The following is a 23,395-nucleotide window of genomic DNA, read 5'->3' on the forward strand; positions in this document are numbered from 1 at the left end:
TCGTCTCGCACAACTCCTTCGCGTCCACATCGTCGCTCATCTCGGGCATCCCGGAGAACCTCATCGAAGACGTAAAACTCTCCAACTGCTACTTCGGCCACAAGGGGCTGCCCATCGACGCGCTCACTGGTTGGGGTGACACCTCGAAACCCATGCCGGACTGGCACACGATCAACGTGCCCGAGATCGAAGAAGAATACCCGGAGTTGCTGCGCTTCGGGCCAACGCCTTCGAACGGCTTCTTCATCCGCCATCTGAAGAACCTGGAGATGTCGCACGTGGAAGTCGCTCCGCAGAACGCCGACCCACGCCCAGCCTTCTGGCTCGAAGACGTGCACCGCGCAGACTTCTTCGCCATCACCGCGCCAGGCACACCCAACTTTGCCCTCCGCAACGTCACCGACCTGCGCATCCTCTGGAGTCGCGCCGCGAAGGATACAACGCTGGCGACCGCCGACAATCAATCGCTGTAGAGAGAAATTGCTTTTCGAAGTAGCAGAGGGATAAAGCATTTTTCACAAATAGTGTGCTGTAGGAATGAACCACCTCAGAACTGTCATCTCGACCGGAGCATGATGGTTTTATCGTCATGCGGAGTGGAGAGACCTGCAGCTTGTCCGCGCAGGCTATAGTGCCGGTACAAACAACCTGCAGGTCTCTCCGCTACGGCGGCAAAAGCGCCGCCTCCGGTCGAGATGACACCGTATGGGTGGGCTACTTCACTGTCCCAGCACATGCTCCAACGCCCGAACCAGCGTCGCCGAATCATTGAGACTCTCCGGCCGCCAAAGCTGCATCTCCAACCCTCGCGCAACCTCACGGAAGTTGATGTCGATGTCATAGAGAATCTCAACGTGATCGCAGAGGAAGCCGATAGGCTGAACGATGACGCCCTTATGGCCCTCCGCTGCGAGAGCCTTCAGCGTATCTTCAACCGTCGGCCCGATCCACGGAGCACCCGCAACGCCCTGGCTCTGAAACGCAAAGTACCAGTCCGCATCTGTGAGTTCGAGCAGCGAGGCGACCCGCGCAGCGGTCTGCTTGGCTTCCACGGGATAAGGATCAGGCGCGGAGGCCGCACCGTAGTTCTGAATGCCATCGGCAGGTACGGGAGCACCGGGCCGCGCGCTCTCGCCAGAGCTGGAGAGAATCGTTCGGCAGGGAACGGAGTGGGCCGTGAAGACCACAGGGACTCGTGTGCCGAGTGCGGCTCCGGCCTCCGCCCATACCGGCTGCAGCCTCTCCGCGAAGGCCTCTGCGAGCAACGGTTCATCCGCCCAGCCCGCGATGAAGTCGTACGAAAACGCGCCATTCAGCGCGGACTCTAAAGCTTTGCGATAGAGCCCGGTGCTGGTGCGCGAGTTCTGCGGCGCAAGGCATAGGACACGCGCATGGGTAACGCCATCGGCCTTCATCTGCGCGACAGTGTCGGCGATATAGGGATGCCAGTTGCGCATGCCGACATAGACCCTGATGCCGATCTCGTCTTGCAGCCTCTCCGCCTGCCGCAGCGTCCAGTGCGTAAGCGGAGGGCCTTCCGGCAATGGTTCATCGCGCAGACCGATCTCGGCATAGCGGTGCTGCAGTTCTTCGATGACATGCTGCGGCATGGGGCGTCCGCCGGTCACTTTGTCGAGATAGGCCGCCATCTCGTCGAGCTTGTCAGGTGTGCCGTGGGCGAGGAGAAGGATAGCTGTTGTGGCGTCACTCATTGCTCCTTCAATGGTATAACCAGGCCCCGCATGGCATGGTTTTTGTCGTTGCCTGTTTTTCGCCGTCATCCTGAAGCGTAGCTGAAGGACCCCCAGATGCAGAGCGCGATACAAATGCAGGGATCTTTTGACGTAGAGCGCGCCACGAATGTTTGTCACGCGCTCTACGTCATGATCTCAGCGGCTCTTAACGAGATTTCCCTCACGAAAAATCATGGAGCCCATTATCGCCGTAGCGTTTACTTCAGCAATTCTTCGACCACCTCAACATCTTGATGGCGCGTGCTGCCAGGAAGGTCGATCGAGCCAAGCACTAAAGGTTTGCCCTCCGTGAGAATGTAGGTTCCTTCGAGGACGGTCTGGCGCACGATGGGGTCTTTCTCGCCCACACCGGACTTCTCTTCCGCGATACTGGATTGCTCAACCTTGGTCTTCAACTTCACACCGTTGGCAAGTGGGTCGACGGAGGCGTCAAAGTTCATGCCCACGTCGAGGTAGGTGAACTGCTCTTGCGATCCGGTTGCGCCAGAATTCAGAGATCCGGTAGCGATAGGTACCTTGCTGCCTTGTTTCGCGCTCGTTCTTTGTCCGTCCACGACGATGAGCGAGAAGTGCTGTATGCCGATACGCTTGCCGGAGTCTGATTCAGTAATGGTGTAGGTCAGGCGATAAGACTTCTTGGGGCGGTCGATGTCTTTGATGATTTTTTCGGCGAGGGCAATCTGGTCAGGAGGCCCGCTGATGACGATGGCGTTTTGCGAAGCGACCAGGTAGATCTTCATACCTGGCGCAACCATGTTTCGGATGGCGACGAGGATCTCGTTGGCATCGTTCTGCTGGAATGTGTTGCTTAAGTAAAAGGTGCGGGTGTGCTCGATAGAAGGAATGCGGTAGGGGGCCCAGTAAGCTTCTTGGGCTGCTTGCTTATTGGCTTCGGTGGCTGGTTTGTCTTGCGCCGGCGCCTGATCCTGCGCGCTCGCGGTGATTCCCAGCGGAAAAAGGCTGAGAGCAAATGCCATGATGGCGTGGACGCCGATGCGGTGGATGTGTGTGGCGGTCATTCGAGAGGGAACTCCGTTCAGGAAGCGTTAGTTGTTAGGTGGTGTGGAATCTTCGGGTGCGGGAGAGGGTTGGGGGTTGTCGTGCGGCTGAGAGGAGTTTGCAGGGTTGAGGGACTCCGAGAGCACGAGCGGGGCGAGGAGAAGCTTGGCGTATTGCTGGAGGCCAGCCTCTTCGCGGGCTTTCGCGGTGGCACGCCGGGCCGGTTCACGCAGGGGTTCCAGCTCGGCAACCTCGGTAGGTTCGCCTCTCCGAGTGGCGCGGAGCAGGAGGCGTTCCTGTTGAGTAAGAGGCATGGGTGGCGCTGGATGGCTGGGAGCGTTGGTGTCGTCCAGGGCTTGTTGGTCGTTTGCGATGAGGGGATTGGGTTGCGAGGCGTCGGGTGTACTGGTGGTTTTAGTGACTCTTTGGAGTCTCGGGGTCTCGAGTACAGGGGGCTTTGGGCACTCGGATTCGTTGCTGGGGCAAATGGATTTGGGCGAGGTGTTGGTCGCAATAACGGTATGCGCTGATGGTTGTTGCAGCGTGGCAGTCGTTGTGACGTTGTTACCGAGAGTCAGGTGGGCGATGGTCACAACGAGTGCCGCAGCGACTGGGATAGCAGCGGCGAACTGCCAGCGCCATGGCAGTCTGATGGCGCGGCTCCAGAAAGGAGTGGGAGCGGCGGCGTGTTTCTCCAGGGCGCCAAGGAGGCGTTGGTCCATCCCGTCGCGCGGTTTGGCTCCGCGGAGGCCGGTGAGGGCTTGGTGGATAAGTTCATCTGAAGTCTTTTTCACGCGCTGCCTCCTTTGTCGAGCCGGGTGCGGAGTCGCGTGCGTGCCCGGAACAACAGCGCCCGAACTCCCGACTCGCTTTTCCCCATGATCTGTGCCATCTCCACCGTCTCCAACTCTTCCAGTGCGGAGAGCAATAAAACCTGACGCTCTGCCTTAGGTAATCTCTCTATCTCACGAAAGACCGCCTTCATCCTCTGCGCTTCGTTCAGGACGACGTCGGCGGGAAGGTGATTGCCGACCAAGCTCTCCGCGAAGAGATCGTCCATCTGCTCAGGCCGTATGCGCCTGCGGCGGTCCAGTGCGAGGTTCCACGCGATGCGGACGAGCCACACCCGCATATCGCGCACCGCAGGCAGCGAAAGACGATGTTCGATGACGCGGACGAAGGCATCCTGCACGACATCTTCCGCCTCCGCTTTATTCCGCAGGACGGAATGCGAGACACGAAAGAGCAGCGCGGAATATGTCTCCACGAGGGCCGCAAGATCGATCTCCGATCCTGCAGTCTGCGTTGCCGACAAAGCCAAGCTGTATCCCTCGATCACATTGTCCTTCTATTGGGACAGACGGGTGACTTCAGAGATCGCTCGAAAATATTTTTAGGAGGCACAAAGGGTGTGATGTATGGCTGAATCACACCAAATCTGTCATCTCGACCGTAGCATGATGGTTTTATCGTCATGCGCAGTGGAGAGACCTGCAGGTTGCAGAGCGTGATGCAAATGTTTGTGGCGCGCTTTGCGTCAAGACCTGCAGGTTGTAGAGCAGACACTATAGCCTGCTCGGGTCACCTGCAGGTCTCTCCGCTACGGCGGCAAAGAACGCCGCCTTCGGTCGAGATGACAAAGTGCGGGGATGATCGAAAAGCGCTATATCCATATCGATAAATCCACCCTGAGTTGCAGGGGATCAGGCGCGCACAGCCCACTCGCTGGCAGCCTCATTGCGCGCTACGGGCTTCCCAACGCCGTATTGCTTGACCCATTCGACGACGCGGATGACATTATCGACAGGCGTGCCCGGCACGATACCGTGGCCGAGGTTGAAGATATGCCCGGGACGTCCGTTCGCGAGTTTCAGAATCTCGTTGACGCGACCCTGGAGAACATCTTCCGGCGCGAAGAGCGTGATGGGGTCGAGATTGCCCTGTACCGCACAGCCCGCGCCAACCGCACGCCAGCCCTCGTCGAGCGGGATGCGCCAGTCGAGACCGAGGACATCTGCGGTCATCTCGCGCATGGTGGGCAGCAGCGACGCGGTGTCGACGCCGAAGTAGATGACCGGCACACCCAGCGCCTTCACCCGGCGTACAAGTTCCGTGGTCGGTGCTAGGCAGTACTGGCGATAGTCGCTGACCGAGAGCGCGCCGGCCCACGAGTCGAAGATCTGGATCACGTCGGCGCCGGCTTCCACCTGCTGCTCGGCATAGGCGACCAGCACGGTGACGAGCTTCTCCATCAACAGCGACCATGTCGCATCGTGCGAGTACATGATCTTCTTGGTCTCAACGTAGTTGCGCGAGCTGCTGCCCTCGATCATGTAGCTGGCCAGCGTAAACGGAGCGCCGCAGAAGCCGATGATGCCCAGGGTGTCGCCGTCGGCGCGGGGCGCGGCAAAGTGTTTCGCGACCTTTTCAATAGCGCTGGCTACGTAACGTAGATCGTCCGTGCGGTCGGTACGCAGCGCCTGCACGTGTTCGAGGGAACGAATCGGCGTATGCACAACCGGGCCTTCGCCGTTCACGAACTCGAAGTCGAGTCCCATGGGCGTGAAGGGCAGCAGCAGATCGGCAAAGATGATGGCCGCATCGACTCCGAGGCGTTCGGCCGCGGTGATGGTGACCTCTGAGGCAATCTCGGGGGTACGGCAGATGTCCAGCAGCGAATGGTGCTTACGCACAGCCATATACTCCGGCATATAGCGGCCGGCTTGGCGCAGGAACCACACAGGGGTACGGTCGACAGGCAGGCGCAGGCAGGCGCGGACAAAACGGCTGCCACCGGCTTCATTCGTTTCGTTCAAGGTCGAGTGCAACGGTTCATTTTCGGACAAGGTCGTAAAGGCTCCCGCTCTTCAGCCTAGCATTGGGCGTCCCCACCCCATAAACCTCCTCTAAGTATGAAAAGCTCAAATAAATGACAGGATGACCGATATTCGCGCAAGCGAGATGTCTAGAATAGTGCTCTCCCAGGCAATCATTATGCGGTTTTATGTCTTTTGCACCCCATCGGGCAGGTATCCGTACATGTGGTCTTCACAGAGAGGGAATATAGACTTATAGTGAGCCATTTCTGCGCATGAACTCAAAATACTGCGCACTGAGTGGCTGCGATTTCAAACTTTTGCACTGAAAAGAGAAGCCACACGCTATGACGAATTACCTGACCCTGCCTATAGGCTCTAAATCGCCTGAGCTGGTGAACGCCGTTATCGAGATTCCCCTTGAGGGCATCAGCAAGTACGAATACGACAAAGAGCTGCATGTCTTCCGGCTCGACCGTAATCTCTTTTCGCCGGTGCACTATCCAGGCGACTATGGCTTCATTCCCAGCACACTGGGCGACGATGGCGATCCGCTCGATGTGCTGGTGCTGGTAGATACGCCGAGCTTCCCTGGTTGCGTACAGGAAGTGCGGCCTATCGGCGTGCTGGATATGGTCGATCAGGGCCAGGGCGACGAAAAGATTCTCGCTGTGGGTGAAGGCAATCCCCGCTATAACGACGTGAACGAATACTCCGACATCTATCCGCACATCCTGAAAGAGATCACGCACTTCTTCTCGATCTACAAGGATCTCGAGGGCAAGCGCGTGGAAGTGCGCGGCTGGCGCGATGCAGAGTACGCACGGTCGGTAGTGGTAAAAGCACAACAGAACTACATCGCTAATAACGCTAAGAAGTAATGATTCTGTCGTTTGTTTCTCGGTGTCATCCTGAGGGGATGACGCCGAGAACCTTACCGCCGAAGAAACTCCGCCACAGCATAGACAGCAACTCCAGTGGCTCCGACCAGAGCCGCAAAGAGCAGTGCGGGCAGACCGAGCACATGTTCACCGCGCGCGGCCCATAGAGCAAACGCAATCAGCAGCGCGGGGCAGACACCGACGGCAATCGCGCCTCCCATGCCGCCGGGAACCCGGAACGGCCGTGCAAGCTTTGGCTCACGGTGGCGCAGCACGGCGAGCGCAACGAACTCCAGCAGCAGTGCCCCTCCATAGAGAACCAGGTCGATCGAGATAAGGCGTTCGAAGCTGAAGCGAAGCGCGAGTGCCCAGATTGCCGCGCAGAACAGGATGCTCACCCACGGCACACCGCGCCGGTTCTCGCGCAGGAACACACGAGGCATCAGGCCATCTTCGGCCATTGCATAGGGAACGCGGGTATAACTCATCACCAGCGGATTGAACATACCGGCACCGTTGATCATGCCTCCAAGAACTACAGCGAGGCCGAGTGCTGGGCCGACGATAGTGCGAGCCGCATCCGTCCACGCTCCAGTAGAGAACTGATCGGCGGCGATTCCCACAAGCCCTACCGCCGCCAGCGGCAGGATGTAGGTGATGGCGACCAGCGTGACCGAGCCGAGCATCGCGAGAGGATAGTTGCGCTGTGGGTTGTCGACTTCCTGCGCGACGGTGCTGGCATTGTCCCAACCCATGTAGTTCCAGAGCGTAACCGAGATCGCACCAGTCATATCGGCGTTGGTGACCGGATGTAGCATAGCCCCGGTCCCATGCCCGTGCCATCGCCAGAGAGCAACGACGATCAGCACGACGAAGGGCGAGAGCAGGATACAGAACATCGCGACCGAGCCCTCTCCGACGGCCTTCGCGCCCTTGAGATTCCACAGTACACAGCCGACAACGACGGCCAATGCCCACAACGTTCCGCGATAACCCTCAGTCCAGCTTGGGGCGACTCGGCTGAGATACAGCACGAACGTCACGGGATAGAGGGCCATGTCAAAGACGCTCGCGGCCAGCGATAGCCAGGCCTCCTGAAAGCCCCAGAATCGACCTAAAGCCCGCCGCACCCATACATAGTAGCCACCTTCTGCGGGAATCGCGCTGGCGAGTTCTCCGACCATCAATGAGGTAGGCAGACTCCACAGAAAGGGAATAACGGCGAGCAGCAGTAGTGCACGGCCATAGCCGGCTTTGCCGATGATGTCTTCGAGCCCATAGGGTCCACCTGCGACCATGAAGTAGGTCGCGCCGATAAGCGGCAGCAGGCGCATCTTGTTCTTGCGCGCGATGTTGGCGATGGCGGTGGTCTCCTGAGAAAGGATGTGCTCTCACTGTATCGCCAAGAAGCCGGAGCCAGGAACCGGAATCTACGCGACCGATCTTGTAGGGAGTGAAGTTTTGTGGTGACGGTGTACCAGAGCCTCACGCGGAAGCGGCTCGGCTGGCATCCGCCGAAGTCTTGAACGGGACGCAGGGGCTCAGGCTATAATGAACAAGTGTTTCCCGCAGGAGAGTTGGCCGAGTGGCTGAAGGCGGCGGTTTGCTAAACCGTTATAGGATCAAAAGTTCTATCGGGGGTTCGAATCCCCCACTCTCCGCCAGTTTGTTTCGCCGTGTTGATTCTTTACGGGAACGATACGAAAAAGCCCGCAATCGCGGGCTTTTGTGCGTCTTGGCACGAGCAAAAGCGGACTCGAGAATCCTCTGTTCAGAGCGTTTCGAGGGGAGGGTCGGTTCGGTGAGAAGCTATGGGAGAAGCATTGCTTTTGTGCAGCGTTTTCTGAATCATTTAAGAAAAATTGAGCGATGTTAGCACACGACGCCAGTTCTGCGGGCCTGTCTAAATCGCTGATTCTGAGGGAAGTATGCTCTCTCGAAAGAAGTCAACCGATGAATCTCACACGACCAAATATCCAAGACTGACTTAAGCGCGTAGTAAGCGATTCGCTGTATATGAACAAGTCCGGCTTTTGAATCAGCCTTGTCTGGACTTATTTAAGATTCTACGGAATCTCGGCTTGCAGATTACCTTTTCCCGTATGACGATTGCGATTGCCTGGACCCGGAAGGTACTCAACTACGAACAACTGCTCTTTGTCTCAGATAGCGTAGTGATTTCCTCCTGGAACATCAATACGTCCGGTACTTGCTGACCTCGAGGACAGGACCCCAAGTGATGTCTTCATGATGCTGGCTCGGAGGACTCATCATCTCGCCGCCTGGGCACTCAACCAACTCTATCTAGCCTTGCCGAGGCCGGACCGAAATTGGGTCAGCGATTCTCAGACCAAAGGCTTTCACACGAGGCTTTGGGAAGCCCATCTTCTTGCGTGCTTCCGAGAACAGGGATTGCTGGTGACGCAGCCATATGAGTCGCCGGACTTCCGAATCGAGAATCGGCGAGTCGGAGAAGCTTGGATCGAGGCAGTGACAGCGAATCCGACTGTCTCGTTCAATCACGTTAATGCTCCTTTCGCTCCGATATCAGTCGGACGAGAAGCCCTCTTTTTTGGTCCCGCTACGCTTCGATTTGCCAAAACCCTTGGCAATAAATTGGGCCTTCGCTGTGATCTCATGCCGCACGTTCAAGGCAAAGCCTCCTGCACGGGTTGCGGCGGTTCCGGGGTGAGGTAACGCCTACATGAAGCGCGACGCACCCTGCGGCGACTGCAACGCAAAGCGGGATGAACTTCGCGCCCGATATCGCTAGCCTACGGTCAGTCTTTGGGGTACCAGATGTCCCACTGCGTTATCGCTTCTGCGATAGTCGGAAAGCTGCGGCTATTACCTCTTCGAATGTCATCCAGTCCGGTGCGAACGGCAAGGACGATGAAATCACCATCGTTGCCGACCCCGAAGCCGCCATGCAGTTGACGCTCAAGGATGCAGAAGTTCCCCTCCGGTAGAACTTCCAGACCCATATAACGATGGTAGGTTCCGTTCTCGTTGATTGTCCAAGCTTCCCAATATTTGTATATGTGCTGGTCGGGTGTCATGGGTTAAGTTCTAGCACCGACGCCCTCGGCAGACCAATTCGGCCTGCTACGTTCCTAACGGATCGTCTTCACTGTTCAGCTTTCTTCTTTTTGGCATAAAACCACGATGCTCAAAACAAGCATTGGAACGGTGAAATAGGTCGATGCTAATCCATGCACAAAACGCTAATCCTATTCTAGAAAACGTCTTGCGGTATTTGTAGACTGCAGTCAGTCCAGACTTTATTTATGTAGATCGAGAGGGAATCGGTTCTTCAATTCCGGCCTCAAGTATCTGTAGGAACGAAATGTCTGTCAGATGCTACGCCTTGGCAACATGATTTTGACCCATCGATTTCATGTGTCATCGAACCCTCTAGGCTCTGCGAGTTTGAACGAAAAGAAACATTTTCTAGAACACATCCTGCATATTCCTGGAGGCGCACGTGCATTTACTGTGTAGTAAGTCTTGGAAAACTCATTTCCTCGTGTTTTTTGTATTGCTATTCTCAGGCTGCATCTTTGTAAATGCACAGTCCTTCCGTGGCGGAATTAATGGGACCGTTGTCGACTCCAGTGGTGCCGCTATACAGGGCACAACTGTTACCGCAACCAACGACGGGACTGCGGTTGCTCGTAATACAGTCAGCTCTTCCGCCGGTGAGTTCTCTTTCCAGGATCTGCCAGTTGGCAGCTACACCGTGACCGTGACTGGCACAGGTTTCACCACGGAACGGATCGGAAAAATCGCGGTATCTGCAGGCAGCATCTACACCCTGCCTGTCAAGCTGAGCGTTTCTGGTTCGGTTCAGGAGGTGAACGTAAATGCGGCCAGCATTGCGCTTGACACCACGTCTACCACGCAGACCACCGATATTCCGACACAGGTCGTCAATAATGCGCCCAATAATGGCCGCGACTTCACGCAACTGATCCAGTTTACTCCCGGGTTCGCTGGATACTCTATTGACGGCGGGGTTGGCGTTTCCTCTGTCAACGGTACGCGTTCTAACCAGATCAACTGGCAGATTGAAGGTACCGACAACAACGACCTCTGGTACAACATCCCGGCAGTCAACCAAGGCGGGGTCTCCGGCATTCCCGGTATCGTGCTGCCACTTGATGCAATTGACCAGTTCTCGTTTGTTAGCAACGGCTCCCCCGAGAGCGGACGTAATGCTGGCGGCACTGTCAATCTCTCCATAAAATCCGGCACAAATCAGGTACATGGCAGTATCTATTACTTCAATCGCAATGAGTTCTTTGCGGCTTCAAGCCCTTTTGCCAATGGCACGCCAAAGAATAAGACCCGCGACATCGACTATGGTTTTTCTCTGGGCGGCCCGATCTGGAGAGGCAAAACGTTCTTCTTCCTCAGCTACGAGCACCAGAATTTCCTTATTGGCAACCAACAAAATTCGACAGAACCATCAGGCGCGTATCAAGCCGAGGCAACTAGCGTTCTCAACTTCTACGGCGTTCCTGTGAATCCCGTCTCTCAGGCTCTTCTCACTAATCTCTGGCCGGCTGCGGCGCTTACTGGTCCAGCTACACCTGACAATTACTTGAACCCTGGCACCGAGAATGGCCACAGTTTCAACGGCCTGATCAAACTGGATCATAGCTTCGACACCAACAATCAGCTCTCGGTCAAGTGGTATGCCGGCCAAGGCAGCCAGACTGCGCCACTCTCCTCTTACCTTTCTCCGTATTATGAAGTCGCTCCGGTTCACGTCCAGAATTACTCCATCACCTATAACCACGTGTTCTCGCCAGCGATTGTCAACCAGGTCTTTATTGGTGTCAGTTATTTCAACCAAGCTTTCTCGGATGCGAACCACAGCTATAACCCGGTCGCGCTCGGCTTAAATACCGGCGTTACGGCTGCGGACCTTTCCGGAGCTCCTCTGATCAGCATTGCGCCACCTAGTGATAACACAGGCGGTGCCAGTACGAGCGGGTTTGACGAAATCGGTCCCACCTCGCCAGCTGGCCGCAATGACATAACCGGTCATCTGGACGACGCGCTCTCATATAGCGTGGGCAAACACCAGTTCCGCTTCGGCGGAGAATATCGTCAGGCTCAGGTTGACGACTTCTACCAGACCGGTGCTCGGGGTAACTTTACCTTCGACGGTTCGCAAGGCCCCTGGAACCTAGGTGCAGGTTCAGCCGCTTGCAACAATCTCGCTACCCAAAACGTCGGTACATCCGACCCAGTCTCGGATCCCAATGTCTATCTGCTTGCGGACTTCCTTGCAGGCTGCGTTTCCACCTCATCGATTGTTGAAGGAGATCAAAAGAGACAGGTCTTCGAAAATACCTTTGATCTGTTCGGCCAGGACGCATGGCAAATCACTTCGAAACTCAATCTGAACTATGGAATTCGCTATGACTTTGCCGATGCGATACATGATTCCTCTAAAGATTTGAGCAGTTTCGATCCTACAATTTCCGGCGGCTTTGCCATCCAGGGCAACAATGTCAACAATCTCTATACCCCCTATAAAGGCGCGTTCAGTCCGCGTATCGGAGCAGCGTATGCTGTTCATAATAATCTTGTTCTACGTGCAGGCTTCGGCATATATTTCGACACTCCTTACCTGCTGCCACTCCTTGCCTTGAGTGGCACCACAAACAATGGTGCGTTAGGTGTTGGCAACAATCCTGCAGGTGCAGCTCCTGTTGCTACAGCCTCCGTGAACAACTATGTGATCGCCGCTAATCAGCCGATATTTCCCTCCTTGACAGATGCTCTGGCCGGTGAGGGGGTCACCAATGTTTATTCCGTCAATCCCAATTATCGACAGTCGTACACATATAGTTACAATGTCAATCTTCAGCAGAGTTTGGGCAGTGGGGTTATTGCCCAAATCGGATATGTTGGTACCCTTTCGCGACGTCTCACCGAAATTCAGGATACTAACCAAGCTGCTCTGAATAGCGCCAACTTCGGCAATGCAGGCGTTCCATACCCGGCGAACTTGCCTGCTTGCAACTTGGCTCTCTACACCTACCAGCAATGTAGCCGTCCCTTCTTCTCACAATATCCGAACATTGGCACTGTTAACCAACTCGAGAGTGATCTGAACTCGAATTACAACTCACTTCAGACCATCCTCCGTACCTCTGCCTGGCATGGGCTCACTACGCAAGTCACCTATACCTGGTCGCATGCGCTCGACTATGAGACGGGCCTCGTACCCTACCTTCCACAAAACAGCTTCGATGTTGCCGCCGAATACAGCAATAGTGACTTCGATACTCGCAACACCTTCTCTGCGTTTGCCAATTACATCGTTCCGAGTAGTCATGTTGGCCCCAAACTCCTGACAAATGGCTGGGAACTCAATAGCACTGTAGCCCTGCACGGTGGCCAGCCGTTTTCGGTAATCTCTAACACCAGCCCCAGCGGCAACGGAGAATACGCGGACCGTGCCCAGCTAGTTCCGGGTATCAATCCCTTCGCTGGGGTATCGCATAAGATCGTCGACGGCTCTGTCACGTGGTTCAATGCATCCGCGTTTGCCGATGCAGCTCCGGGAACCTACAGCACCACACGCCGAAACATGTTTTACAATCCCGGCTTCGAGGATATAGATCTCTCCGTGTTCAAGAACACAAAGATCACAGATCGCTTAAGTTCACAGTTCCGCGTTGAAATGTTCAATGTGCTCAATCACACGAACCTCGCCCCTGTTGGCGCACCACAGATTAGTGCAAGTGGCACAATTGGCTCAACTATTGGTACTTACGAAGGCGCGCCAGGCATCGGTCCGGGCGAGCCGTTCAATGTACAGTTTGCGCTCAAATTAATCTTCTAAATACTTGTAAAGAACGGTCGACAATGTTGATTCAGTTATCTCCACTTCCACAGAAGTTTTCGATAAGCAGGAGCGAACACCCTGGCTATGCAGATTTTTGCAACTAAGTCGATCGACAAGCTTATCTCCGATTCGGAGCGACCGGAACATTCATTAAAGAAAACGCTGGGGCCACTTTCTTTAACTGCATTGGGAATTGGGGCAGTCATTGGTTCAGGAATTTTTACTGTGATTGGAGTGGCGATCGGCGGTAATCCTGAATCATTAGGTTCGTGGGGTGATTCTCCAATCATAAGTTTGCTGCTGGGTTTTCTCCATCACACAGGGGGGACGATTGCTGGGCGTCCCGGAGCCGGACCAGCCTTGGCCCTTTCCCTGGTGTTGGTTGCAATCGTGTGTGCGTTGACGGGGCTCTGTTATGCGGAATTGGCAAGCATGATTCCGATTGCGGGATCGGCCTACACATATACCTATGCAACTCTCGGGGAGTTGGTGGCATGGATTATCGGTTGGGATCTAATCCTGGAATATGCGTTCAGCGATATGAGCGTAAGCGTTGGGTTTGCGGCACATATAGTGGCGTTACTGGATTGGATGGGATTGACCATATCGCCGAAATGGCTGTCGCCCGCCTACTTGCCACAGGGGTTGCAAGACCTTCAGGGTGGAGTCATCTATGGAACTGGATGGCATATAGGGTTCAATATTCCTGCGTTTTTGGTTGTAATGCTGCTAACAGTGGTATTGGTGCGGGGCATACGAGAATCTGCTCGAACGAATAACGTCATGGTGTTGGTGAAGATTGCAGCGATTCTATTGTTTATCTTCTTTGGTTTGAGCTTTATTCATCCAGCGAACTATAAGCCCTTTTCTCCGAACGGCTGGTCGGGTGTGTTGGCCGGCGGGTCAATTATTTTCTTTACCTATATCGGTTTCGATTCAATCTCAACAGCCAGCGAGGAGTGTAGGCATCCACGACGGGACGTCCCGATAGGAATCTTGGCCACTCTGATCGTCTGCACAATCCTCTATGTCGGCGTGGCGGTAGTGCTCACGGGGCTGGTTCCGTGGCATTCGGTGGCAGGAGATGGTGCCCCAGTTGTAAATGCGTTGAAGCGGGTGGCTCTGACGCCGGGTGGACATAGGCTGTATTGGGTGCAACTAGCTGTGTTGATTGGTGCGCTGGTTGGTATGGTGTCGTCAATCCTGGTGTTTCAGCTCGGCCAGGCACGCGTGTGGTTCGCAATGTCGCGCGATCGCCTCTTGCCGGACGTCTTCAGCAGGGTGCATCCAAGGTTTCGGACGCCTGCATTTGCAACCTGGGTAGCAGGAGTGCTGGTCGCTGTTCCAGCGGGGCTCTTCGATGTGGGGACGTTCGCCGAGATGTCAAACATCGGGACGTTATTTGCATTTGTACTCGTATCGATCGGTGTGGTGGTACTGCGCTACAAGGAGCCAGAGCGTCATCGTGGATTCCGAGTGCCGTTCGGTCCGCTCATACCGATACTAAGCGTGCTGTTCTGTGTATTGCTGATGGCTGGACTGCCTGCAAAGACCTGGTTGCGGTTTATAGCGTGGCTTGTGGTTGGACTGGTGGTCTATGTGTTCTACAGCCGCAAAAGAAGCGAATTTTACATTTCTGGTGCCTTGGAGCCATTAGGGACGGAGAAACGGAACTACTAGCAGGATTGTTGGACTCCTGGTGCCGATCAATTGGCAGGGGGGATTGTCGAGTGTAGGGCAATGAGAGATATGGTCGTGGCTATTACAAGAATAAGACGTCGCAGCAGTGTGAGTTTGTCATTAGAGTTCGAAGCGGGTTTCCTATTGCTCGATCGGGAGCTTCAAAGATAAGTGGCCATACCTAACGCCGGAGAAATTAGTGAACACCTCTGAACTAATCGAACTTGAGAAACGCTATGGAGCAGATATCTATCACCCGCTCGATGTAGTTATCGAACGAGCATCTGGTGCCTGGATGTATGACATTGAGGGTAGAAAATATCTGGACTTTCTGTCGGCTTACTCCGCGCTAAACCAGGGGCATTGTCATCCCGTGATCTTCCAGGCACTGTGGGAGCAGGCGCAGAAGGTAACGTTGACCTCCCGCGCATTTCGCAACGATCAGCTGCCATTGCTCTACAAAGAGCTTCATGATCTCACGGGTTTCGAGATGGTACTACCCATGAATTCCGGGACTGAAGCAGTAGAGACGGCTTTGAAGGCCGCACGTAAGTGGGGACACTGTGTGAAGAAAATTCCTCCCAATCATGCAGAGATTATCGTGTGTGGGAACAACTTTCACGGGCGAACGCTTTCGGTGATTGGTTTCTCTTCCGATGCACAGTACCGTCGTGGATTCGGGCCATTTTCTGCGGGTTTCAAACAGATTCCATTCGGAGACGCTGAGGCGCTACGCGCGGCCATTTCTCCAAATACATGTGCATTCCTTGTTGAGCCAATTCAGGGTGAGGCTGGAATCATCATTCCACCAAAGGGCTACTTGCACGAGGTAGCCACAATCTGCAAGCAGCGAGATGTTTTGTTAATCGTCGACGAAATTCAATCGGGACTCGGGAGGACAGGTAAGTTGTTTGCCTATATGCATGAAAACATCGCGCCCGATGTGGTGATCGTGGGCAAAGCGTTGTCGGGTGGATACTACCCCGTCTCAGCGGTGTTGTCTTCAAGGGAAGTGTTGGGAGTCTTCACCCCAGGCGATCACGGCAGCACGTTCGGGGGAAATCCGTTGGCGTGCGCTGTGGCCAGGGCGGCTCTACGAGTGCTTGTCGAGGAGAAACTCGCGGAGCGCTCGGCGAAACTAGGCGCATATGCTCTGCATCGACTGCAGAAGATGAAGGGGCCGAACTTAGTAGAGGTGCGAGGCCGGGGATTATGGATCGGGATTGAGCTTAGTTCTCCGGCACGAGGTTACTGCCAGGCATTGCAGGAGCGAGGGGTGCTCTGTAAAGAGACTCATAGCACTGTGATTCGGTTGGCACCGCCACTGGTGATTGAGAGGTCGGATCTTGAGTGGGGACTTGAGCAGATAGAGTCTGTAGTCGGTGAAAGCTGATCGAAGCGCGGACCGACCTCTCACTTTCGTCATTGTTCTGAAAAAGATCACGCACATCAAAGGTCAGTGGCTATACATACAAGATTAGCCGATAGAGAACGGGTATTTACTACATCTTGCAGCTAACTAAATGAACTGAATCTGGAGGTATAAATGACGACGAATCGTCTACTGGCTCTTATCTCATTTCTTCTAAGCTCGGCCTTTCTGGTCTCTTCCGCCCATGCTGTGGCTACTATCACGGTGGGGTCGCTTACCCTAACGCATTGCAACGATGAATACGACGGTTACTGCGGCACCATAACTGTTCCACTTGATAGACAGGGCAATCTTCCAGGTGACCTTACCGTCGGCTTTGAGTTCTATCCACACACCGACAATACGCAACCATCCGCGGGAGTGATTATGGCGCAAGAGGGTGGTCCGGGATACTCCACTACTGGTTCGCGCGATGGCTATGTTCGACTGTTTACACCCTTGCGCGACCATCGGGACATCTTGTTGATCGACAAGCGTGGCACAGGACGCTCCTCGGCCATTGATTGCCGGAAGCTCCAGAAAGCCTATTCCCCTAGCCAATCTGATATCGCGGCTTGCGCGAACCAACTCGGCGAAAGTGCCTGGTTTTATCGGTCGGCAGATGCGGCCGACGATGTGGCCGCGGTCATGGCGGCGCTACAATTCGCCCAAGCTGATTATTACGGCGATAGTTATGGCACATGGTTTGGTCAAGTGCTCGCCGTACTGCACCCCGAGTTGCTGAGAACTATTGTGCTAGATAGTGCCTACCCGGTTGTAAACGACCATTCGAACTCTGAGGTGAATCATGGGCAAGAGGCGATGAATCTTGTCTGTGAGCGATCTGCACCCTGCAAAGCTCTCGAGTCTAGTGCGACAGCACGTTTTGCAGCACTGCTCTCCGCTTTGCGTGCGCAACCAGTTAGCGGAACGGCCCCTGGGGCAAATGGTGAGTCGCTGAATGTTACCGCTGATCCTGCGGGCCTGTTCTTGATCATTGGAAACGCCGGCAATACACCGACTACCTGGCGTGATCTGGACGCAGCTGGTAGGGCATGGATGGATCAGCAAGATAGCTTGCCACTTTTGCGGTTAGTTGCGGAAGCTCGCGATTCATATTCAGGTGGCGGATCATACAAGGGGTTTAGCGTTGGACTGGCTGATGCTGTGCAGTGTGCTGAGTATGGAACGAACTTTAATCTCAATAAAGGGTTGAACGAACGCCAAAGCCAATACGAGGCTTTCCTGAATCGCCTACGCACCAATCATCCTGATTCCTTCCCACCATTCGAGATAGACGACGCCATTAATAGCCAGATGGATGTAGAAGGATACGACACCTGTCTCACGTGGCCAGCACCTCCGTCCAGTGTCGTTGCTGGACAGCCCATCCCGCAAGGGAGTTTGTTTCCTCAGACTCCAGTGCTGGTGCTCTCGGGTCAACTTGATACGATCACCTCTCCAAGCGAGGGCAAAGCGACAGCAGCCCTTTTTCCAAACTCCACATACATCCGTACGAAAAACATGGTGCACGAGTCGGCCATATCCGATGGGGGTGTCTTTGTTTCTCCGAATGGCCAGGATTTGTCACAGTGTATCGGGCCAATCGTTCGTAACTTTATCCAATCCGGCGGAAATACGGGTGATACAAGTTGCGTTAAAGAGATCCGCCCGATTCGAACCGTACCAGCATTCGCAGTCAGCTATACAACGACGGTTCCCGCGATCGCCTCTCCAGGCAATATGACAAGCACGAACGGACTTGTCATTGCCTCGGCTGTTACCGAAACGGTGGGCGATGTTATTGCGCGCTACTACATCACTACCAGTGGCATTGACTCTGGGCTTCGGGGCGGCACATTCACGCTTTCCTCTTCCTCCACTGGATACACCTTTGTCCTGGACAACTTGAAATGGGCAAACGATTTGGCTGTCAGTGGCAATCTCGGTTGGAACCAGCTGACCGGCGCCATTAGCGGAGAGGTGACTTTCGTTGCATCAGGGCATACTGGCAATGTATCGATCGCCTGGAACGACCAGCAGACAGAAGCGATTGCGACGCTAACCGGGGTGATAGATGGAGATACACTTGCGGCAACTCGAATCGCACCTTAGAGACTGAGGGTCCTTGCACCACAGCGGGTTGTGGGTCTGATTAAGATACAATTCGTCTAAAACCAGCAACTATACGCTATTATCTGGCAGATGCGGTGTAGCACCCACAATCGAATGAGAGGAGAGGTTGCGTCGCATTACCTGTGGTCCCAGTGAGCGACCCGGAACCCTAGATCAATCCCTGATCGCGATTAACCGCGCAAAGTGTAGCCGGTTTCCGCCTTCAAACTATGCAATCAACCACGAAATGCGAAGATCGAATCGAGGTGATGAACTTGATCTTGGATCCAGGTGAGTATTACGGAAAGGTTGTAAAGGCAACAGAGACCTCGGCGATGACGTTGTCGGAAGTCACCTATCGTTCCGGCCTGAGCACTCCAAAGCATTGCCATAAACAGGCTATGGTAGTGGTCAGCCTAGAGGGCCTCTCGACGCAGCTCTACGGCAATAAGCCAACTGTCTGTAAGCCGTGGTCGGTCTCATTTCATCCCCCAGAGGAGGTTCACTGGGACCATTTTTACGCCCCGGGAGTCAGAGATCTCAACATCGAAATTGCACCCGACAAATTGTCAACTTTCCGCGATTACTCGAGCGCATTTGATCGTCCCTTCACGTCAATGGGCTGGGAACCGCGTCAAATTGCCGCCAAACTTTACCGAGAGTTTCGCGAATTTGATGAGTTATCGCCATTGGCCATTGAGGGGTTGCTGATCGAGCTCTTGGTAGAAGCATCACGCCGTCAGGCTAGTCGCCACTCAGCCCCTCCTATTTGGCTTCGTCAGGCAAGAGAAATTCTTCGTGCGCAGTTCGCGCAGAGCATGACCTTGACTGACTTGGCTCAGAGTGTGGGAGTGCATCCTGTTCATCTGGCACGGGAGTTTCATAGATTTTTTTGTCGCACCGTTGGTCAGGAATTGCGTCAGCTTCGTATTGAGTGTGCCTGCCGTGAGATCTTGGAATCAAAGAAAACTCTCGGTGAAATTGCTTTGATAGCTGGCTTTTCCGATCAAAGCCACTTCACGAGAACGTTTAAACGGATGACTGGAATGACGCCTATACAGTTTCGGTTAGCTCGTCAGCCCTCAAAAATGTCTCTTTCCGATGTTAGCCATATCAGGAATCGTTGGTCTGCGGATCACGATGTTTAATCAACACTCTACAACTCAGTTTTTAGCCGTCCCGCAGCCGATACCACTCGTGTTGATGGATATCGTGACAACTCCGTCTCACCCCGAAACTTGCCGTTGCGGAGAGGTCTCTGCCACAAACTGCTCTTAGGGTAATTTGTCTTTCTGAAATGCTTTCTGTGAGTGGTGGTGCCGTTACTTTCTCCCCAAACTTCCTGTATCTCGTTTAGGAGACGATCCCTTTGACCGAACACAAATTGTCAACTCTCGTGCTCACCGTAGCTGCCCTGCTCGTTCCACGGTTACAGGCCCAGATACCGATCAATTTGGAAATTGATGCTTCATCCATCTCACGAAAGACGATCTCAGCGCATGAAGTGCTGCCCATAACTAGCTCTCATGAACTTATCTATGTCTTTCCTAAATGGATTCCTGGCGATCACGGCCCTACAGGCCCGATCACGGATCTAGTCGATCTGCACTTCTCCGCGAATGGCAAAGCAATTCCGTGGACCCGCGACCCGGTTGACATGTACGCCTTTCATGTATCCGTTCCCGCAGATGCAGTCGAGGTGGAGGCCGAATTTTCTTCCGTCAATCTCGGCTATACCTCGACTCCCGTACAAGGCGACCTGATATTCAATCAAATTGTGCTTTACCCTGATGGAGCAAAATCTGATGAAGTGAGGGTACGACTTTCAGTAACGATCCCAACGAAGTGGCAGTATGCAACAGCGCTGCCGGGCGCGCATCGAAACGGTGACACTATCCGCTTCAGTGACGTATCGCTGACGACACTCGTAGATTCGCCGATGATGATGGGATCGCTTATGAAGGAGTTCGACATCGCGCCACAAGGCGAGCCTCGCCCGCACTTTCTTGATGTCTTCGCCGAAACACCCGAGGGTCTCGACATTAAGCCGGAGCGCGTAGAAGCCTACCGAAACCTGGTAGCAGAGACCGGTGCGCTCTTTGGATCAAGGCACTATGGCAGCTATCGTTTCCTCGTGGAAGAGCATGCAGACGCGAATGACGGCCTTGAACATCACCAGTCGAGTGACAACCAGGTGCCGGAACTCGGTATGGTATCGTCCGCTTTCTTAGCGGAATCTGGTTATCTGCTGGCACATGAAATGGTCCACTCCTGGAACGGGAAATACCGCCGACCAGTTGGCCTGGCGACGGCAAACTACCAGGATCCTATGATCGGTAACCTGCTCTGGGTTTATGAAGGACTCACCAGCTATCTGGGTGAGGTGCTCGCTGCACGTAGCAATCTCGATACACCCGAAAGCTTCCGTGACCGCATGGCAAATGACGAGGCCGTGCTTGACTATCGTACTGGCCGCGATTGGCGGTCTTTGCAGGATACGGCGACTGCCGCGCAGCTTCTTTATCTTGCTTCTCCCCACTGGGAGGCATTGCGTCGAAGCAACGATTACTATACCGAAGGTCCGCTCCTATGGCTTGAAGTAGATAGCATCATGCGGACTCAGAGTCGCGGCAACAAAAGCATCGACGATTTTACCCGAGCATTCTACGGGCTACCCAATTACGATCCGAAGAGCGGAGACCTAAAAGTCTTGCCCTATACGTTTGATGATGTCGTGACATCGCTGAACTCGATCGTGCCCTATGACTGGGATTCTTTCTTTAGACATCGTCTTGAAGCCTTGCGCCCTGAGCCTCCAGCACGAGGCTTGGAGGCAGCAGGTTGGCATGTCGTATATACGGACGTGCCAAATGATGCCAGCCTGGATGCCGAGACCGCGACAGGCCTCACTGACCTTCGATACTCGATTGGCCTGGTTATCGATGACAAGAGCGAGATCGTCGATGTTCTTCCCGACTCAGCAGCAGGTCACGCAGGTCTTGCGCCAGAATGGAAGGTCGCAGCTGTGAATCATCGGGTTTATTCCCCTCAGTTGTTGCTCGACGCGATTACCGCTGCTAAAACTGACCATCAGCCAATTGTGGTGATGGTGCTACAAGATAACTACTACGCGGATTTTCAAGTGGATTACCACGACGGCCTGCGCTACCCACATCTCGAGCGCATTGCCAGCAAGGCCGATCTCCTTCCGGCAATCGTGAGGCCGCGCCGACAATGACCACGTTAGCGTACGATATTTGACGTTTGGTTCAGTAACCCCAAGTATAAGGCGCAAGGCATGATAGCTCATGCCATTTCTCGGGGTGCGGTCTAGTCCACGTAGGCGAATGCTTCCGGTATCTATTAGCTGGTTACACACCCAGTTGACGACTCTGAGTTGACGGTCTGCGCAGATGGCCCAGAACATAGCGCCGATTACTGTGCCTACACTGTTTACTTGCTGAAAGCAGCAGAGTGTAGAACAGAAAGATTGTGAAGCACAAACGGTGTAAACCAAACTTGAACTCGGTACCTTCTTTATTGCGGAATAGTCAGTGGGCTGCTTGAAAAAGAGAAACAATAGTAAGTTACGAATTAATCAAAGCGGTCGGAGCAGGGATGAGCGGAACGAATCTGTAACGATATTCAGGATATAGACGCGACGCAGTCGAGAAGATATTCCTTATATTATTTAGTTGCTGCATGCAGCGAGTGGGGCGACGGTATCAGCGAAAGGCCAGCCTTGAGTTTCATCGGTTGAGGCATTCCAATCGAAAGCTCCGCCTAACGTGGGGTAGGTGATTGCAAGCTGATTCCAGGTATCCGCCGCCTGGGCTGGAGTCATGTAGTTGGTCGCGTTATCCACACCAAAGCCGATCACCACATGGGTTGGCCCAAGAGCTGAAACCCACTGAGGGGCATTAGAAGCAACGTAGGAGGGATCGGCAAGATCCGGGCCATCGTAATACTGCGGAGCGCAATAATCCAGAGCGCCGGCTTGCACCATCGCTGTACAGAATGTTACGTCCGTGGAACTCCATGGCGCAGGAGGAGATGTAATGAGGAAGCCAGGGTAGAGTTGTTTCAACTGAAGGCTGATCCATATCATTTCGCTCGTGTCGGGATTATCGCTGCCCTCATAAGTGTCCCAGTCGATGCCGTCGAAACCGCCGAATTGGTTATAAAGAGCAACGATGCTATTGACAAAGGTCTGCGATGTCGTGCGATCAGGAAAACTCATCTCGTTACCTGCGCCGCCAATCGACAAAATGACCTTCCGTCCTTGAACGGTACGAGCATATTGAATGTCGGCATTGAAATTCGTTGCAGCACCGCGGCCGTCAGCTGGGGGGGTAAAAAATACCGAGCCAGTGCCCGGTGATCCACCAACCGGTTGTGCAGAGAACAGGTAAATCAGATTGTATTGAGGGGGCACATTGATAATGCGAATAGGCGATGATACCCAGTTAGGCCAGTAAGCACCAACAACGTTGGGAGTGGCGTTGCAGATGGTAGGAGACCAATACCAGGTACTTATCGTTGGATCTGTGGCATCGCTGCCGTCCGTGCCGGTCTCATATTCCTTATAGCAGTTGCCATTAGAAGGGTATTCTACGATTGTTCCTAGAGGATAATCTACGCCAGTAGACCATGTGATTGGGATGCATGGGGAACCCTGAGCTCCACTTGTTGCACCCGGCAAGAAGAGAGTAAAGAAAAGCACTGTAATTGTGACTATTTCAACGAACATCCCTTTGGTCTTGAAGCAGCTGTCCATTTTCATGTGGTTTCCTTTCCGATGCTGAATAGCGCTTTTTAAAACAGGAACCCGTCAATTCCAGTTACTTATTCCCCATGCTTTATAGCTGCAAGAT

Annotated in this window: 15 protein-coding genes, 1 tRNA gene and 1 pseudogene; 10 read left to right on the forward strand and 7 right to left on the reverse strand. The window is 54.2% G+C overall.

From position 1 onward, the window contains the following. Nucleotides 1-473, forward strand: a pseudogene (locus tag GSQ91_RS12580) (glycoside hydrolase family 28 protein); the annotation flags it as partial. Between the two features lie 246 nt (nt 474-719). Here the strand turns inward: GSQ91_RS12580 and GSQ91_RS12585 are convergent. The 5 genes from GSQ91_RS12585 to hemE all read right to left on the reverse strand — a co-directional run bounded on the left by GSQ91_RS12585 (nt 720) and on the right by hemE (nt 5,599). Next, nucleotides 720-1,712: a ferrochelatase gene (locus tag GSQ91_RS12585; RefSeq protein WP_158821895.1), complete on the reverse strand. Its 993-nt coding sequence runs from the start codon at nt 1,710-1,712 to the stop codon at nt 720-722. A 239-nt stretch (nt 1,713-1,951) separates the two neighbouring features. Beyond that, nucleotides 1,952-2,773, reverse strand: coding sequence for a secretin N-terminal domain-containing protein (locus tag GSQ91_RS12590; protein ID WP_254064529.1), 822 nt, complete (start codon nt 2,771-2,773; stop codon nt 1,952-1,954). A gap of 27 nt (nt 2,774-2,800) precedes the next feature. After that, a complete protein-coding gene (locus tag GSQ91_RS12595) occupies nt 2,801-3,547 on the reverse strand; it encodes a hypothetical protein (RefSeq protein WP_158821896.1) in 747 nt (248 codons plus the stop codon). Beyond that, nucleotides 3,544-4,074, reverse strand: a complete 531-nt coding sequence (locus GSQ91_RS12600) for an RNA polymerase sigma factor (RefSeq protein WP_254064531.1) — start codon at nt 4,072-4,074, stop codon at nt 3,544-3,546. Before GSQ91_RS12600 ends, GSQ91_RS12595 begins: the two co-directional genes overlap by 4 nt. A 382-nt stretch (nt 4,075-4,456) precedes the next feature. After that, nucleotides 4,457-5,599, reverse strand: a complete 1,143-nt coding sequence (gene hemE / locus GSQ91_RS12605; RefSeq protein ID WP_254064533.1) for a uroporphyrinogen decarboxylase — start codon at nt 5,597-5,599, stop codon at nt 4,457-4,459. Between the two features lie 317 nt (nt 5,600-5,916). On the opposite strand from hemE, the gene GSQ91_RS12610 reads away from it, so the two are divergent. Next, complete coding sequence (locus GSQ91_RS12610) at nt 5,917-6,450, forward strand: inorganic diphosphatase (RefSeq protein WP_158821899.1); 534 nt, start codon at nt 5,917-5,919, stop codon at nt 6,448-6,450. A 53-nt stretch (nt 6,451-6,503) separates the two neighbouring features. Here GSQ91_RS12610 and GSQ91_RS12615 read toward each other — a convergent pair whose 3' ends face one another. After that, a complete protein-coding gene (locus tag GSQ91_RS12615) occupies nt 6,504-7,784 on the reverse strand; it encodes an APC family permease (protein WP_158821901.1) in 1,281 nt (426 codons plus the stop codon). Nucleotides 7,785-8,021: 237 nt separating this feature from the next. Between GSQ91_RS12615 and GSQ91_RS12620 the strand changes: the two genes are divergently transcribed. The 8 genes from GSQ91_RS12620 to GSQ91_RS12655 all read left to right on the forward strand — a co-directional run bounded on the left by GSQ91_RS12620 (nt 8,022) and on the right by GSQ91_RS12655 (nt 21,759). Next, nucleotides 8,022-8,114 (forward strand) — tRNA-Ser (locus GSQ91_RS12620). A gap of 1,083 nt (nt 8,115-9,197) precedes the next feature. Next, nucleotides 9,198-9,419 (forward strand): hypothetical protein, encoded by a 222-nt coding sequence (locus GSQ91_RS12625; protein ID WP_158821903.1) that lies wholly within the window; start codon nt 9,198-9,200, stop codon nt 9,417-9,419. A gap of 557 nt (nt 9,420-9,976) precedes the next feature. Then, nucleotides 9,977-13,312, forward strand: a complete 3,336-nt coding sequence (locus tag GSQ91_RS12630; RefSeq protein WP_158821905.1) for a TonB-dependent receptor — start codon at nt 9,977-9,979, stop codon at nt 13,310-13,312. An 87-nt stretch (nt 13,313-13,399) separates the two neighbouring features. Further along, nucleotides 13,400-14,995, forward strand: a complete 1,596-nt coding sequence (locus GSQ91_RS12635) for an amino acid permease (RefSeq protein ID WP_158821906.1) — start codon at nt 13,400-13,402, stop codon at nt 14,993-14,995. 199 nt (nt 14,996-15,194) lie between these two features. Next, complete coding sequence (gene rocD / locus GSQ91_RS12640) at nt 15,195-16,388, forward strand: ornithine--oxo-acid transaminase (RefSeq protein ID WP_158821908.1); 1,194 nt, start codon at nt 15,195-15,197, stop codon at nt 16,386-16,388. Between the two features lie 153 nt (nt 16,389-16,541). Continuing rightward, a complete protein-coding gene (locus tag GSQ91_RS12645) occupies nt 16,542-18,521 on the forward strand; it encodes an alpha/beta fold hydrolase (protein WP_158821910.1) in 1,980 nt (659 codons plus the stop codon). Between the two features lie 269 nt (nt 18,522-18,790). Beyond that, nucleotides 18,791-19,669 (forward strand): AraC family transcriptional regulator, encoded by an 879-nt coding sequence (locus tag GSQ91_RS12650; RefSeq protein WP_158821912.1) that lies wholly within the window; start codon nt 18,791-18,793, stop codon nt 19,667-19,669. 221 nt (nt 19,670-19,890) lie between these two features. Beyond that, complete coding sequence (locus tag GSQ91_RS12655) at nt 19,891-21,759, forward strand: M61 family peptidase (protein ID WP_158821914.1); 1,869 nt, start codon at nt 19,891-19,893, stop codon at nt 21,757-21,759. Nucleotides 21,760-22,212: 453 nt separating this feature from the next. On the opposite strand, the gene GSQ91_RS12660 is transcribed toward GSQ91_RS12655, so the two are convergent. Beyond that, on the reverse strand, nt 22,213-23,304 hold the full coding sequence (locus GSQ91_RS12660; protein ID WP_158821916.1) for a glycosyl hydrolase family 18 protein: 1,092 nt from the start codon (nt 23,302-23,304) through the stop codon (nt 22,213-22,215). Between the last annotated feature and the right edge of the window lie 91 nt (nt 23,305-23,395).

Source organism: Granulicella sp. S156 (assembly GCF_009766105.1).
Taxonomy (GTDB): domain Bacteria; phylum Acidobacteriota; class Terriglobia; order Terriglobales; family Acidobacteriaceae; genus Granulicella.

Excerpts from the sequence above, each read along its gene's own strand:
- GSQ91_RS12615 (WP_158821901.1), bottom strand. The coding sequence starts at position 7,784 with ATGCGCCTGCTGCCGCTTATCGGCGCGACCTACTTCATGGTCGCAGGT.
- GSQ91_RS12645 (WP_158821910.1), top strand. The coding sequence starts at position 16,542 with ATGACGACGAATCGTCTACTGGCTCTTATCTCATTTCTTCTAAGCTCG.
- GSQ91_RS12625 (WP_158821903.1), top strand. The coding sequence starts at position 9,198 with ATGAACTTCGCGCCCGATATCGCTAGCCTACGGTCAGTCTTTGGGGTA.
- GSQ91_RS12585 (WP_158821895.1), bottom strand. The coding sequence starts at position 1,712 with ATGAGTGACGCCACAACAGCTATCCTTCTCCTCGCCCACGGCACACCT.
- GSQ91_RS12650 (WP_158821912.1), top strand. The coding sequence starts at position 18,791 with ATGAACTTGATCTTGGATCCAGGTGAGTATTACGGAAAGGTTGTAAAG.
- GSQ91_RS12610 (WP_158821899.1), top strand. The coding sequence starts at position 5,917 with ATGACGAATTACCTGACCCTGCCTATAGGCTCTAAATCGCCTGAGCTG.
- GSQ91_RS12660 (WP_158821916.1), bottom strand. The coding sequence starts at position 23,304 with ATGAAAATGGACAGCTGCTTCAAGACCAAAGGGATGTTCGTTGAAATA.
- GSQ91_RS12590 (WP_254064529.1), bottom strand. The coding sequence starts at position 2,773 with ATGACCGCCACACACATCCACCGCATCGGCGTCCACGCCATCATGGCA.
- GSQ91_RS12635 (WP_158821906.1), top strand. The coding sequence starts at position 13,400 with ATGCAGATTTTTGCAACTAAGTCGATCGACAAGCTTATCTCCGATTCG.